Annotated in this window: 11 protein-coding genes; 6 read left to right on the top strand and 5 right to left on the bottom strand. The window is 75.3% G+C overall.

The window, feature by feature from the left end; genetic code table 11:
- The first annotated feature begins 347 nt into the window (after window positions 1-347).
- Window positions 348-1,250: an FHA domain-containing protein gene (locus ACFYMO_RS09280; protein WP_388545334.1), complete on the top strand. Its 903-nt coding sequence runs from the start codon at window positions 348-350 to the stop codon at window positions 1,248-1,250.
- A gap of 56 nt (window positions 1,251-1,306) precedes the next feature.
- Here the strand turns inward: ACFYMO_RS09280 and ACFYMO_RS09275 are convergent, their stop codons facing one another.
- Window positions 1,307-2,290 (bottom strand): mechanosensitive ion channel family protein, encoded by a 984-nt coding sequence (locus ACFYMO_RS09275; protein ID WP_366769863.1) that lies wholly within the window; start codon window positions 2,288-2,290, stop codon window positions 1,307-1,309.
- 274 nt (window positions 2,291-2,564) lie between these two features.
- Here ACFYMO_RS09275 and ACFYMO_RS09270 point away from each other — a divergent pair, with 274 nt between their 5' ends.
- On the top strand, window positions 2,565-3,104 hold the full coding sequence (locus ACFYMO_RS09270) for an HNH endonuclease (RefSeq protein WP_019358101.1): 540 nt from the start codon (window positions 2,565-2,567) through the stop codon (window positions 3,102-3,104).
- Between the two features lie 108 nt (window positions 3,105-3,212).
- On the opposite strand, the gene ACFYMO_RS09265 is transcribed toward ACFYMO_RS09270, so the two are convergent.
- Window positions 3,213-6,473, bottom strand: a complete 3,261-nt coding sequence (locus tag ACFYMO_RS09265) for a beta-N-acetylglucosaminidase domain-containing protein (RefSeq protein WP_366769909.1) — start codon at window positions 6,471-6,473, stop codon at window positions 3,213-3,215.
- Window positions 6,474-7,006: 533 nt separating this feature from the next.
- On the opposite strand from ACFYMO_RS09265, the gene ACFYMO_RS09260 reads away from it, so the two are divergent.
- From ACFYMO_RS09260 to ACFYMO_RS09250, 3 genes are all read left to right on the top strand, one after another.
- Window positions 7,007-7,288, top strand: a complete 282-nt coding sequence (locus ACFYMO_RS09260) for a hypothetical protein (RefSeq protein ID WP_075001366.1) — start codon at window positions 7,007-7,009, stop codon at window positions 7,286-7,288.
- 357 nt (window positions 7,289-7,645) lie between these two features.
- Window positions 7,646-7,882: a hypothetical protein gene (locus ACFYMO_RS09255; RefSeq protein ID WP_366769864.1), complete on the top strand. Its 237-nt coding sequence runs from the start codon at window positions 7,646-7,648 to the stop codon at window positions 7,880-7,882.
- Window positions 7,883-8,025: 143 nt separating this feature from the next.
- The gene (locus tag ACFYMO_RS09250) at window positions 8,026-8,928 is read left to right on the top strand and encodes a hypothetical protein (protein WP_366769866.1); all 903 of its coding nucleotides are present in this window, start codon (window positions 8,026-8,028) and stop codon (window positions 8,926-8,928) included.
- A gap of 9 nt (window positions 8,929-8,937) precedes the next feature.
- Here the strand turns inward: ACFYMO_RS09250 and ACFYMO_RS09245 are convergent, their stop codons facing one another.
- Both ACFYMO_RS09245 and ACFYMO_RS09240 read right to left on the bottom strand, forming a co-directional pair.
- Entirely contained in the window at window positions 8,938-10,083 is a 1,146-nt protein-coding gene (locus ACFYMO_RS09245; protein ID WP_366769867.1) for a serine hydrolase domain-containing protein, read from the bottom strand.
- 11 nt (window positions 10,084-10,094) lie between these two features.
- Window positions 10,095-11,009, bottom strand: a complete 915-nt coding sequence (locus ACFYMO_RS09240) for a DMT family transporter (RefSeq protein WP_366769868.1) — start codon at window positions 11,007-11,009, stop codon at window positions 10,095-10,097.
- A gap of 152 nt (window positions 11,010-11,161) precedes the next feature.
- On the opposite strand from ACFYMO_RS09240, the gene ACFYMO_RS09235 reads away from it, so the two are divergent.
- A complete protein-coding gene (locus ACFYMO_RS09235) occupies window positions 11,162-12,082 on the top strand; it encodes a LysR family transcriptional regulator (RefSeq protein WP_366769869.1) in 921 nt (306 codons plus the stop codon).
- Between the two features lie 64 nt (window positions 12,083-12,146).
- Here ACFYMO_RS09235 and ACFYMO_RS09230 read toward each other — a convergent pair whose 3' ends face one another.
- Entirely contained in the window at window positions 12,147-13,952 is a 1,806-nt protein-coding gene (locus ACFYMO_RS09230; protein WP_388545328.1) for a TIGR03767 family metallophosphoesterase, read from the bottom strand.
- Window positions 13,953-14,000 lie beyond the last annotated feature (48 nt).

Below are 14,000 nucleotides of genomic sequence, written 5' to 3'. Positions count from 1 at the left end.
GCGGGACCCCGCGCGAGTCCCAGGCGCCCTTCTGCGAGGAGTGCCGCTACAACTTCCTGACCCACTCGCCGACCACCTACGTCCCGCCGGGCCAGCAGCCCCAGGCCGGTCGTCCCGGCTTCCCGCCCCCCTCCGGTCCGGGCGCCCCGGAGCCCGGAGCCCCGGGCCCCGGCATGGGCGGCCCGGGTGCGCCCCCGCCCCCCGGCCCCGCCCCCGCCTTCGGCGGTCCGGGTGGTCCCGGGGGTTCCGAGGCCCCCGGCCCGCCCGGGCCGCCGGCATTCGACGGCCCGGGTCCGCAGGGTCCCGGCGCCGGACCGGGTCATCCGGGCGAGCCCGGTGCGCCGGGCATGCCCGGCGCACCGGGCCAGGGCCCCGGATCCGGCTACGGGACGGACGGCCGCGGCAGCGGCGAGCAGCAGGCGCCCGCCGGGCCCGGAGCGCCCGCGCCCGGCCCGGTCGGCCCGGGTGGCTTCCCCCACCAGGGCCGGCAGCCCTACCCCTCCGCTCCCCCCGCGGACCCGTACGGCGCCCCGCACGGTCAGCCCGCGGGTGGCGACTGGGAGCTGTCCCCGCCAGGCCCCGCCGAGCAGCGGACGGGCGCGCCCCCGGCGCCGCCGCAGGCGCCCGGGGGGCATCCCGGGCCGCCCCCGGCCCCGCCCGGCCCGCCGGCGCCTCCGGCACCCGGCGTACCGGCCCAGCACGGCCCCGGCCCGGGCTCTCCGCAGCAGGGCGGGCCCGCGGAGTACGCCGGTCCGCCCGCCCCGGACCACGGCATGCCGACGCACGGCATGCCGGAGCATGGCGCCCCGGACCACGGCGGGCCGGAGCACGCCGCGCAGGGCGGCGGTGCGTGGACGGTGACGATCGCCCCGGACCGTACGTACTTCATGGCGATGATGCAGCGCAGCGGCCCCGAGGCGGCGGCACTCAACCTTCCCGCCTACTCCCCGGAGCAGCAGCTGCCGCTCACCGGCCCGCAGGTGACCATCGGCCGCCGCCGCGCCTCCACAGGGGAGGCCCCGGACATCGATCTGGGCCGCTCCCCGGAGGACCCCGGGGTCTCGCATCAGCACGCGGTGCTGGTGCAGCAGCCCGACGGCAGCTGGTCCGTCGTCGACCAGGATTCCACCAACGGCACCACCATCAACGGCGCCGAGGAACCGGTCCAGCCCTTCGTGCCCGTCCCCCTCAAGGAGGGCGACCGGGTCCACGTCGGCGCGTGGACGACGATCACGCTGGTGCGCCGGTAGTCCGAACGGCAGTCCCGGCCGCAGGGGGTGTGGCGGCGCGGCCCCACGCCCCCCGCCTACTTCTCCAGGGAGGGCGACGGCAGGGACTGCAGGGCGAGCGAGGGCTCGTCGACGATCCGGATGCCGCGCTCGTCCAGTGCCTTCTTCACCCGCCAGCGCAGCTCCCGCTCCGCCGCCAGGTTCTTCTCGGGCATGGTCTTGACCGAGACGCGCAGCACCATGGAGTCGAGCGTCACCTCGTCCAGGCCGAGCACCTGCACGGGCTCCCACAGGATCTCGTCCCAGGGGCGCTCCTTGCTCATCTCCTCGCCCACCGCGACGACCACGGCGCGGACCTCCTCCAGGTCCTCCTCGGCGCGTACCCGGACGTCCAGCGCCGCCATGGACCAGCCCTGGCTGAGGTTGCCGATGCGCTTGATCTCGCCGTTGCGGATGTACCAGATCTCGCCGGCGTCCCCGCGCAGCTGCGTCACCCGCAGTCCGACCTCCAGGACGACCCCGGAAGCCTCTCCGGCGTCCACCCGGTCCCCGACCCCGTACTGGTCCTCCAGGAGCATGAACATCCCTGCCAGGACGTCCGTCACCAGGTTGCGGGCGCCGAAGCCCAGTGCTACGCCCGCGACACCGGCGCTGGCCAGCAGCGGCGCCGGGTTGATGCCCAGCCCGGAGAGCACCGTCAGGGCCGCGGTGCCCATGATCACGAAGGAGGCGACGCTGCGCAGGATGGAGCCGATCGCCTGGGAGCGCTGCTTGCGCCGCTCGCCGCTCACCAGCAGCCCGCGCAGCGCCTTGCCGCTGTCGCTGATCTCGGATCTGCGGTTCATCCGGGTTATCAGCTGGGTGATCGCGCGCCGGACCAGGTAGCGCAGCACCACGGCGACGACGCAGACGAACACGATGCGCACGCCGGAGGCGAGCCAGTCCGACCAGTGCTCCTGGACCCATCCGGCCGCCTCTCCCGCACTGTCCTGGGCGTCCTCCAGGGACTTCGGCGGCCGGGGGCCGTCCGGCGGGGGCGATGCGCTGAGCAGCCAGTACACAGGTCGACCTTCCGTGCGTGTCACCTCGGCAAGGCACCCGTTGGAATGCCGGCACCACACTAACGGCGCAGGGGCTTCACATTCGGTGCCACCGAGCAGTATGGGGCCAGGCGTTCGGGCGGGGAGGCCGTTCCGGCCGGGAGGCGACCGGTGTGGTCCAAAACACGCACATCTCCTTTCCCGGTCGTGGTGGCGCAGTGACCAGGGCACGGGACACACTGAGGGGAGATCGTCCCGGCGCGAGCCACGCGCCGCCGACGTACAAGGAGGCACCGTGCCGCATGTCCTGGTCCTCAACGCGTCGTACGAGCCGCTCGGCGTCGTACCGCTCCGCCGCGCGCTCGTACTCGTCCTCAACGGAAAGGCGATCAGCCTCGAGGACTCCGGCGCCCTGATGCACAGCGCCACCCACGTCATACCCGCCCCCAGCGTCGTCCGTCTCAAGCGGTTCGTGAGGGTGCCCTTTCGCGGCAGCGTCCCCCTCACCCGCCGTGCGCTGTTCGCCAGGGACGGCGGCCGCTGCGCCTACTGCGGTGGCATCGCGACCAGCGTCGACCACGTCATCCCCCGCAGCAGGGGAGGGGCGCACGCCTGGGAGAACGTCGTGGCGGCCTGCCGCCGCTGCAACCATGTGAAAGCCGACCGCCAGGTCGCCGAGCTGGGCTGGCGGTTGCGCCACCAACCGGCCCCGCCCTCCGGCCTCGCCTGGCGCATCATCGGCACGGGGCACAGGGATCCACGGTGGCTCCCCTACCTCCAGCCGTACGGCGCTGATGACGATCTCGCCCGGATCGACGGCAGATCCACTGCCTGAGACCCGGGCTTTGTCGTGCCGCCCCCGCCTGCGCGGGTGCGGCCTTCGTACGTCCCGGAGACGTCCCGGAGGGGGTGCCGCGCCGCGGCGCCCCCCGACTCCCGGGAGCTACCCGCCGCCCTTGTCGCCGTCCCGCCGGGCGTGCTTGGCGCGGCCCGAGGAGTCCACGGCGTAGACCTCCATCGACCACAGCGAGATCCCGAAGCGCGTCGCCCGCTTGTCGCCCACCACCCGTACGAAGCGGGTGTCCTTGGGCGAGTCCATCCGGACCGACTCCTTGCCGCCTTCGCCGTCCCGCACCGTGGCGGCGGTGCGCCAGTGCTTGCCGTCGGGGGAGACCTGGATCCGGTAGCGCGCCGCGTAGGCGTCCTGCCAGCGCAGGACGACCTGTCCCACACGGGCGTGTTCGGCCAGTTCCACCTGCACCCACGCGCCGTCCTCGGCGGGGGAGGACCAGCGGGTGCCGCGCTTGCCGTCCGCGACCGCGGCGGCCGGGAAGTCCTTCGTCTCGTCCCCGGAGGAGGTCGCGCGGGCCTCGCGGGCCAGGTCTGGCCCGGCGGTGCGCGGATAGGCCCGTACGGTGAGCGTGCGGCGCTCCCCGCCGAAGGAGACCGGGATGCGGTAACTGCCCGTTCCCACCGAGCTGTCGGCGCTGATCCGCAGCGGCACGTCCACCCTGCCGCCCCGGCGCACGGTGGTGCGCGCCGGAGTGCGCACGGTGAAGCCCTTGGGCGCGTGCACCGTGACCTTGTCCCGTACGTCGGTGGGCCGGTTGCCGGTCAGCCGCGCGGTGACGCGGGTGGTGCCCCCGCCGATCGCGGCGTCCACGGTGGTGCGCGGCAGCGACAGGGAGGCTTCGGGGGTGTCGGCGTACCAGGGGGTGATCTCGTGGACGACCGGCGGTTTCGCGTCCTGGCTCCACACCAGCCGCACGGCGTCGGCCCTCGCGTCGTGCCCCCCGGTGGCCAGGTGCGTCCAGCCGGTCCGGGAGAGCGCCCCCAGCCGCTGCCAGCCCTTGCCGGGGACGTGTGCCTCGACCGTGCCCCGGGTGCCCGAGTCCGGGCCGGTCAGCACCGTGACGGCGCGCAGCGGGCGGGGCTCGGGCAGCCGCACCGTCAGCGCGTCCCGCGCCGGACGGCCGCCGTCCCCGCCGTTCCCGTCGCCGGCGCCCGGTTCGGCCGCGGCGGCCGGCGGGACGAGCATGGGCGGCTGCTGGGGCGTGAAGGTGGCGGAGGCCGGGGGTACCGCGGCGCGGTAGGACGTGCTCGGATCGCCGTCCGCGGCGGCGGAGAGCGGGTGGTCGGGGGCCCCCTCCGGGCTGCCGCTCACCGTCGGCCGGGCACCGCCGGCGCCCGCGCCGCTGTCGCCGCCCTTGTCCGTCCGTTCGGAGCCGGACCTCCCCTTCGACCCGTGCCGGCCGCCGCTCCAGCTCTCGGACAGCTTCAGCGCCTTGTCCGTGAAGTCCGCGAGCACGCCCTTGCCGACCGTGACCTTGCTTCCGTGGCTCTCGGCGCGCAGCCGCCGCACCTCCAACTGCGCCTTCCAGGCTGCGGCTCCGTCACCGCCGAGCTGCGCGACGAGCATGTCGACCGACCGCTCGCCGGCCGCGCCGAGCCGCGACAGCTGGGTCAGCCACGGCTTCACCTCCCGGCCGAGCCCCTCGGGCACCTTCGAGGGCGCCGTGCGCATGGTCGTGAAGGCGTCGCGGAGCTCTTCGGCGGCCCGGTCCAGCCCGGAGCCCGGCCCGTTCTCGTACTCCTGCCAGAAGTTCTCCAGCAGCGGGCGCACATAGGCGGACTCGTCGCTGCCGAGCATCGAGGAGGAGTCGTTGCCCGCCAGCGCGTGCACGGCGGCGCGGGCGTCCGCGGAGCTGCCGCGGCCGCCCGCCAGGTCGTCCACCGCGGCCCGCCAGGACTCCTTGGGCCGGTAGCCCCGCGGGTTCCAGGCGTAGTCGGCGGCCGTGAACAGCGGGATGCGGGACGCCCGCGGCTGCTTCATGGCGTTGGTCAGCAGTGCGGCCGAACCGGAGGCGACGGCCGGTTCGCGGCCCCGGTAGGGGCCCAGGAAGATCCGGTCCGAGGCGAAGTCGTTGACCGGGTAGTTGTCCATCGTCACCAGGCGGTGCCGCGGGAAGGCGCTGCGCGCGCGGGCGAGTTCGGCGCCGCTGATGGTGCGGGGCACCACCCCCACCCCGCTCCAGCCGATCTCCACGCGGTCGTCGAGCTTCTCGGCGAGCGCGGCCCGGTATTCGGTGCGGCCCTTCTGGTAGAACTCGGTCGGCACCACGGACAGCGGTGCGGCGTCCGGGTGGCGGGTGGCCAGATGGTCGGCCACGGCGTTGGCCAGCTCGGCCTGGGCGCGGGCCGCGGCCGCGGGGCCGGAGCCGTAGGTGTCGGCGTCCTGGTCGCAGTGCCACTCCGTGTAGCTGACGTCCTCGAAGCGCAGTTGGAAGGCGCCCACGCCCAGCGCGCGCATGGCGTCCAGTTTGCGCAGCAGTGCCTTGCGGTCCCCGGGAGAGGAGAAGCACAGGCCCTGGCCGGGTGAGACCGCCCAGCCGAGGGTGACGTGGTTGCGCCCGGCGCGGTCGGCCAGCTCGCGGAAGTCGGCGCGCTGCGCCGCCGGATACGGGTCGCGCCAGCGGGGCGCCTGGCGGAAGGGGTCGTCCCCCGGCGCGTACAGGTAGCGGTTCTGCTTGGTGCGGCCCATGAAGTCCAGTTGCGACAACCGCTCCTGCTGCGTCCAGGGCTGGCCGTAGAAGCCTTCGGTCGTGCCGCGCACCGAGGCGGTCGGCCAGTCGCGCACGGAGACGCCGGGGAAGCCGTGCCGTCCCTCGTGCTCGGTGGCGAGCTGCCGCAGCGTCTGCGCGGCGTGGAAGAGGCCCGCGCCGTCCGTCCCGTCCAGCGCGACGGTGTCGTGTCCGTCGGCCTGTCCCGCGGCCAGTCGGTAGCCGCCCGCGGGCAGGTCGTCGCGCGCGTGGGCGCGCAGGGCGCGCAGCGCGGTGCCGGCCGATTCGGTGCCCACCCGTACGACGAGGCCGCCGGAGGCGGCGGAACGGCCGCCGCCCGCCGCCCGCTCGTGCAGCGTGCGCACCCCGGCCGCACGCAGCGTCGCGCGGACGGTGCGCAGGGCGTGCGGGTCCGCGTCCTCGTCCGCGATCAGCGTGGCCGCTGTCGAGACGGGGACGAATCCGCCCTGGGCGTGCATCTTCTGCGGGCGCGGCCAGACCGGGGGCAGGCCGTCCCGGGTGCTCTCGTCGTCCCGGCTCCCCGCGGAGGGGCCGTCCGGTGTCGCCGGGGCGGCCGCCTGTGCGGCGGGTGCTCCGGTGAGCAGGCCGGAGACGACCGCCGCGGCGAGCGCGGCGGCGCTCATCCTGGCCCTGCCGCCCGGTGCCTGGCGCGGGACGGTGCCCGTGCCGGGCCCGGAGACCCTCGGGCCGCCCTGGCCGCGCGCTGTCCCCACCGCTTCCTCCCGATGTCCGACCGGAACCCCTCCGCCGAGCGGGCACGGGCCCGGCGCACCCGCGTGCCTGCCGTCCGTGCCGCTGCAGCCTCCGTCAGCACCATAGAGGCGGGTGCTGCGCCGCGTTCACCTCGGGAGGCCACAGATGTGCCACAAACCGTGTGCCTGCGGATTCTACGGTCCGCGGGCCCGCCCGGCACCGGCCGCGTCCCCGGTCACCGCACCGGGTGCGGCAGGACACCGCACCCCCGGCTGCGCCGCAAATCCTCGCCAGAGTGCCCGTTTTGTCCGTCGGATCTCCTTCTCCGGTGGATTGCTGTCGCCGATTCGCCGCGGGAACGCGCGTGAGCTGGGACACGTTTCCCCTTCGGACACGTCTGCGCGCCCGTCTGCTGGGTAGGGCGAGTCCTGACCATCCATTCGTCAACGAACGGAGGCCCCTGGTGGCCGCGTCCGCTGAACTCCTGATCTCCGCCCTGACTCCGCTTCCCCAACAGCGCGCACTCTCCAAACGAGGGCACGAGCCGGTAGACCTGTCCGGTGTGTCCGACCCCGACTCCGGACTCGACGGCTCGTGCATCTGCGGCTGCGCGGACGCTCCACTCACCAGTGAGCCCCCGCTCGCCGACGTCGCCCCGCTGACCAGTGAGCCCCCGCTCGCGGAGGCGCCGCTGACCAGCGAACCCGCCGGGGTCGGATTCGGCACGGAGCCCGCAGAGATCTGATCGCGCGGCCCGCCGCGGCGCACGGAGCCCCGCTCTCCTGCCGGAGCGCACCGGACCGCCGGGTCCGGGTGCCCGGGAGGCGGCCCCTCCGTGCTCGCGGCCCTGGGCGCCGCCCGCTGCCGCTCCGCCGTCCCCCGGCCGTGCCGGGCCGGAGCGCCGGACGCCGGCCCGTCGCCCGGCTGCCGCGCTGCGCTGCGCTCCGGCGTGCGCCCCGCAGTCCCGCGCCTCCCGCCTCGAAGGAGGCGCCCGCGCCTCGAACGCGCTCTCCGTGCGCCCGCGCCCCGGCCCCGAACAGGGCGGCTGCCCGCAGGAGCACCCCGGCGCGCGACCCGTTCACCCGTCCGATATCTTGGCTGTGTGAGCGACAAGGTCAAGAAGAACGCACTGCGCGCAGGTACGGTCACCCTCGGCGCGGCGCTGCTGCCGCTGCTGTCGTCCCCCGCCTTCGCGCTCACCCGCGACGACGGCGACCAGCCGGGCTCCGGCCTGAGCGTCCTCGACACCCTGGGCCTGTACGTCGCAGCGCCCCTCGTGCTCTTCCTGGTCATCGCCGGTCTGGTGACGCTGAGCGAAAAGCGCGGCAAGAAGGGCTGACTCCCCGGGAGCCCGGTCCGGCGCGCTGGGCCGCGCCCTATCGGCAGTCGAACTGCCGTGCTTTAGTGCGAGGTTGTCCGGGTTCGGTGACAGCTCTGTCACACACGTTGGCATCCCGTCGGCTGTGGGGAATTGCCCACACCATGACGCAAGAAGTACCACTCCCGCCCCGTACCGGACTGCCCACCAGCGACGAACGGCTGCGCGCCGCGCTCCGGTACGCGCAGGGCGGCGCCGAGCCGTCCGGCGCGCCGTTCGGGCCGCCCGGCCGCGCGATGATCACCGGACTGGCCGCGCTCGCGCTGCACTGCTTCGCCACCGCCCCCTCCCTACTGGACCTCGACCGGATCGACGTGCTGGTCCCGGAGCTGGGACAGCCTCTCGGCCCCGGTACCAGGGTGCCGCTCCCGTCGGGCTGCGCCTACACCTCGGCGCATCTGGTGCGGACCCGGATCGTGCCCGAACCGGAGGAGATCACCGGACTGCCCGTGGCTCCCGTGCCGCGCGCGCTGGCCGACGCGGTGGCCCAGTCGGCCGACGCCGACGAGGTGCGCGGCCTGCTGACCGAGGCGGTGCGCGGCGGGCACTGCGAGCCGCAGCCGGTGGTGCGCGAACTCACCAGGGCCCGGCTGCTCGGCCTGCCGCACGTCGCCGACGCCGTGGAGAGCCTGCTGGCCGAGGGGCGGGCGCTGACCGAGGGCCTGCTGTACGGAATGGTCTTCGGCCAGGGGCTGCCCGACCCCTGCTGGAACGTCGAACTGCGGGTGCCCGGGGGTCCGCACCTCGGTGCCGTCGACGCCTACTGGCCGGACCAGGCCGTCGCTGTGGAGATCGATGCGCGTTCCCCCCGGGCCGGTGCGGAGGCGGCCTGGGACGCGTGCACCCACAAGCGCGAGTCCCTGGAGCAGTTCGGGGTCACCGTCGTGCACGTCACCCCGGAGAAGCTGCGCGAGACCCCGGCCCAGCAGGCTGCCGTGGTCCGGACGGCGCTGATGGCCGCCGCGGAGCAGCCGCCCGCCGAGTACGTGGCGGTCCTGCCGCGCTGAGCGGCCGGGTCAGTCGCAGTATTCGGCCTCGACCACGTCGCGGGCGCCGTCCGACCAGTCGCCGTTGAGGTTGACGGCGATCGTGTGGGTGCCGTCCGGCGTGGTGTAGGCCGCCGTGCTGGAGCCGTGGATGGTGCCGTCGTGGCCCCAGACCGTGACCCCGCAGGAGAGGGTGCGCTCGGTCAGTCCCAGCCCGTAGCGGTCGGTCGCGTCCGCTCTGCGGGTCGTCCGCATCCGGGCCGCCTCCCGCGGCGGCAGCAGCCGGCCGGTGGCCAGGGCGCGGACGAAGCGCACCAGGTCGCCGGTCGAGGAGATCATCTCGCCGGACGCCCCGGCCAGCGAGGGGTTGAGCGCCGTGACGTCCCGGACCGGCGGGTCGGCGCCCGGCGCGAACAGCGTGGAGTACTCCTTGCCGTGCTGCCCCGGGATGCGCGTCGAGGTGCCGGGCAGCGAGGTGTCGCGCAGCTTCAGCGGGCGCAGCACCCGGCGTTCGATCTCCGTCGCGTAGGAGTGTCCGGTGGCGCGCTCGATGACCATCCCGGCCAGCAGATAGTTGGTGTTGGAGTAGCTCCAGCCGGCGCCGGGGCGGAACAGCGGCGGTCGGGACAGGGCGCGCCGCACCAGTTCGCCGGCGCTGTGCGTGCGCATCCGCACGCCCGGGAATCGCGGGCTGAAGTAGGCGGCACGCAGGGCCGGATCCGCGGTGTAGTCGGGGATGCCGCTGGTGTGGCCGAGGAGTTGGCGCACGGTGACGGCGCGCTCCGGTCCGCCCACCGCCGCCCCGTACCGGCCCAGCCGCACGTCCGGGAGCCAGCGGCCGACCGGATCGTCGAGCCCGAGCGTGCCCTCCGCCTCCAGTTGCAACAGCACCGTCGCCACGAACGGCTTGGTCAGGCTGCCGATCCGGAACCGGTCGCCGGCCAGCCGCGGGCGGCCGGTGGCGTGGTCGGCGGTGCCGGCGCTGCCGTTCCACACCCCGGCCCCGTCCGCCACCTGCGCCAGCACTCCCGGCGCGTCGTCCCGCGCCACCAGCGCCTCCATCGCCGCGCGGGTGCGGGTGTGCCCCAGGTCGGCCGCGGTGGAGGTGCTCGCCATCAGCCCGCAGCCGGTCACGGTGGAGATCAGCCCGCTCAGCAGGCGCCGCGGCAGGTGCATGGACGGGGACTCTAGTGAGCCGGACGGCTGGTGTGCCAGACGGCGAGGACGACCAGGACGCACCCGGCGAACTGGGTCGCGGTGGGTCGTTCCCCGAGGAAGACGACACCGAGGACGAGCGCCAGGACCGGTTGCAACAGCAGCAGCGCGGCGCTGGTCACCGGCGCCAGCCGGGCCAGCGCGGGGCCCATCAGCACGAGCGCCAGCACCTGCCCGAACAGCGACATCACCGTCAGCCAGCCCAGCGGACCCCAGCCGGGCGCCGGGTCGATCCCCGTCCACAGTGCCCCCAGCACCCCGGAGGTGACACCGGCGGCCAGCGTGGAGACGCACACCGGGTGGAGGGTGTGCGCCCCGCCGCCGCCCAGCCGGGTCAGGAACAGATATCCGGCGAACGCCACTCCGGCGCCGGCCCCGTAGAGCACCCCGGAGACCGGGCTGCTGCCCGGTTCGGGGTGCCCGATGGCGCCGCTGGCCAGCGCGACGCCGAGCAGCAGCACGGGCAGGGTGCGCCAGTAGCGTGCGCCGGGCCGGGTGCGGGTGACGGCGAGGGCCAGCAGCGGGAAGACGGCGATCTGGATGTTGAGCAGCACGGTCGCGATGGAGGAGCCCACGTCGTGGATGCTCTGCGCCCAGAAGACGAAGTCGATGCCCAGCAGCGCGCCCGCCACCAGGTCGAACCGCCGGGCGCGGACCGGCCGGGGGCCCAGCCGCCGCCGTTCCAGCAGGGCGAGGGGCACCAGCACGACCAGGGCCAGCGCGCAGCGCAGGAAGGCGGCGGTGCCCGCGTTGACCCCGGACAGCTTCACGAACATCGCGGAGGCGGAGATGCACGCCGACGCCGCCACCGCCAGCGGCACCGGTGCGGCGCCGGCCAGGCGGCCGTACGGTGCGGTCTGCTGTGTCCTCTCTTCGGTGCCGGTCATGGCCGTCACTCTGCCTGCCGTGACTGCCAAGGAAAAGCGATGATTCGTTGGCAGTATCGGTGAGCGCTGCTGATGAATCCCGTCCGCCCGGGTGCGCGTCCAAGGCCGGACCGCCGGACCGCCGGACCGCCAGACCGATGAGGTTTCCCCACATGTTCAGCTCCGACCGGCTCCGCGCCCTCGACGCCGTCGCCGTGCACGGCTCGCTGGTGCGCGCCGCGGCCGCCCTGCACATCACCCCCTCCGGCGTCTCCCAGCAACTGGCCAAGCTGGAGCGCGAGGCGGGCCACATCCTGCTGGAGCCGCAGGGCCGCGGCGTCCGCCTCACCCATGCGGGCCGGGTGCTGGCCGACCACGCTGCCCGCGTCGTCGCGCAGCTCTCCGCGGCCGAGAGCGATCTGGCCGACCTCGGGGACGAGATCCTCGGACCCCTCCGGCTCGGCGGCGTCGGCAGTTGTCTGCGTGCCCTGCTGCCGGGCGTGCTGGCCGCGCTCACCGAGGCGCACCCCCGGCTGCGGCCCACCGTGGTGGACGGCGAGGTTGTTGACATGGTGCCGCTGCTGCTCGCCGGTGAACTGGACCTGCTGCTGATCGAGAGCTGGCACAGCCGTCCCATGCCGCTGCCCGAGGGCGTGCGGGTCAAGCCGCTCGCCGTGGAGGAGGTCCAGGTGGCGCTCCCGGCCCGGCATCCGCTGGCGGACCGGGAGGCGGTGGACCTGGCAGAGCTGGACGGCGTCGACTGGTCGAGCTGCCCGGTGGGCACCGAGCCCTATGAGGCGCTGGTCCAGGCGCTGCGGGCGCGCGGTGTCGAGCCCCGGGTGCGCTACGCGGTCGGTGAGTACGCCACCCAGCTCGCCTTCGTGGCCCGCGGGCTGACCGCGGCGCTGGTGCCCGGCATGGGGCGGTGGCCCTGCCCGCCGGGGGTGCGCTTCGTGCCGGTCGAACCGGCGCTCCACCGCGAGGTGCGGGCGGCCTGGCGGGCGGGCGGCGACAGCCCCTCGGTCCGCGCCTGCCTGGCGGCACTCACCGCCGAGGAGTGGGACGGGGAGGCGGCCGGCGCCGCCGCGCACTGAGCCGCACGGCGCGACCGGTCCGCGGCGGCGCGGAGCCCCCGCGGGGCGCGGCCCGTCCCGCGGGTCACGGCTTGCGGAGCAGCAGTTCGGTGTTGCGGTCGCCCTCGGCCCCCGCCAGCCCGTGCCGGGCACCGGGTGCGTTGAAGGCGAGCTCCCGGTAGAGGGAGGCCAGCCCGGTCTGCGACAGGTCGGTGAAGTCCGTCCGGTGCGGGGCCGCCGATTCGATCAGCGTGGTGAACAGCGAGAGCGTGCCGTCCCGGTTGTCCACCAGCTCCAGGGTGCGCGCGAGTTGCGGGAAGTCGGTGTGGGAGGCCGTACTGACCTCCCAGAACGTGCCGTGCGGGGTGACCCGGTTGCGGTGGCTGTGCCCGTTGATCCAGGCCAGCGCGTGCGGGGTGTCCCGCAGCAGGGCCAGCAGTTCCGTGCCGCCCTCCGGGGTGGTGGTGCTGGTGTGGTGGCTGAAGACGAGCGCGTACTTGTCGCGGTGCGCCGCCAGTTGCCGCCGCAGCCAACTCAGCTGCGCCGCGCCGACCCGGCCCGTGTAGTGCCCGTCCCGGCGGGTGGTGTCCAGGCTGTAGCCCCTCACGTCCGGGGCTATCGGGAAGGCGTAGTACAGGGTGCCCTCCGCCGCGTTCTCCTCGGTGTACCCGTGCCCGGCCGGCCCGGGGCCCAGCGCCTCCGGGCGGGCGAGGGCGCGGACGTAGTCCCGCGGGGTGACCGGGGCTCGCGCGGGGTCCGGGGTGACCTTGCGCATGCGGCGCCGTTCGGCGCGCAGCATCTGCGTGAAGAGCCGGCCCCCGGGGTCCCGGCCGCGCTCCACGGCGCGCCACAGCCGGGTGCCCTGCCCCTCGGGCAGCTGCATCAGCTTCCGGTCGCCGGTGGCGAAGTCCGCGAAGAAGCCGCGCGCGTCGGCGGCGGCGAAGCAGCCGCCGGGCAGCGCGTCGTGGTTGCCGACCGTGGCGTACCAGGGCAGCCTCAGGCCGGGGCTGGCAACCTGCCGTCCGGCGGCCCGCAGGAAGCCCCGCAGCCGGGGGAAGCCGACGGCCTTGTCGCGGTCGCGCAGGTCCGAGTCCGGCTGCCAGAAGTCCGGCAGCCCGCAGTCCTGCACTCCCTCGTGGATGCGCGGGTCACCGGTGTCGGGGATGATCCGGCCGCCGCTCAGCACGGCGGTGAACCAGTCCAGTTCGGCACGCGAGTTGTTGTCGGTGTTGTCGCCCGTGGTCACCACGCAGGAGAGGGAGGCGCCGGTGGCCGGGCCGCCGGCCAGCGCGTTGACCCGCTCGACGAGGGAGACGGCACCGGCCACCGACAGGGACTCCTGCGGCCGCCAGGCGCTCGCGGTCTGCGCACGCAGGTACTCGTAGCGCAGTGGGTGCTGGACATCCACCAGATGCAGGTCGGTGAACTGGACGAACGAGGCGAGCGGTACGGCGCGGGCGGCGCGCCGCACACCGGCCCGCGCCAGTTCGGTGCGCACCACCCGGGCCCAGCCGGGCCCGGTCACCAGGCGCCGGAACGGGCCGTCCCCGGAGGGTGCCGCGACCCCCGTGAGGGTGGTGCCGGTGTGCGGCGCGTCCACCGCGGCCCGGCCGCCGGGGACGCGGCGGTGCGCGCGGGCGCCGGAGGCGGGCGCGGCCGCGGGGGGCGAGCCGGTGGCGGGGCCCAGCGCGGCGGCGGCCCCCGCCGAACCGGCGAGTACCAGCACCCGGCGCCTGCCGGGAGCGCGGGAGGACGGGAGGCGGCGGGGCGCGCGGTCCGGGTGTGCGGCGTCGGGGCCGTCCGGGCCGGGCACGGCGGTGCAGTCCGCGGGCGGGACGGTGGGCGGGGCGGCGGGCGGGGTGCTGGGTGCGGAGCGGCTGCGAGGGGACATGCGGTCTCCCGGTGCGGAGGTTCGGCAGGGGCGGGGAGCCCCTCCTCC

It is taken from the genome of Streptomyces sp. NPDC007025 (assembly GCF_042869455.1).
GTDB lineage: Bacteria > Actinomycetota > Actinomycetes > Streptomycetales > Streptomycetaceae > Streptomyces.
The sequence above is the reverse complement of the archived record's forward strand: the minus strand, read 5'-3'. Positions and strand labels throughout refer to the sequence as shown.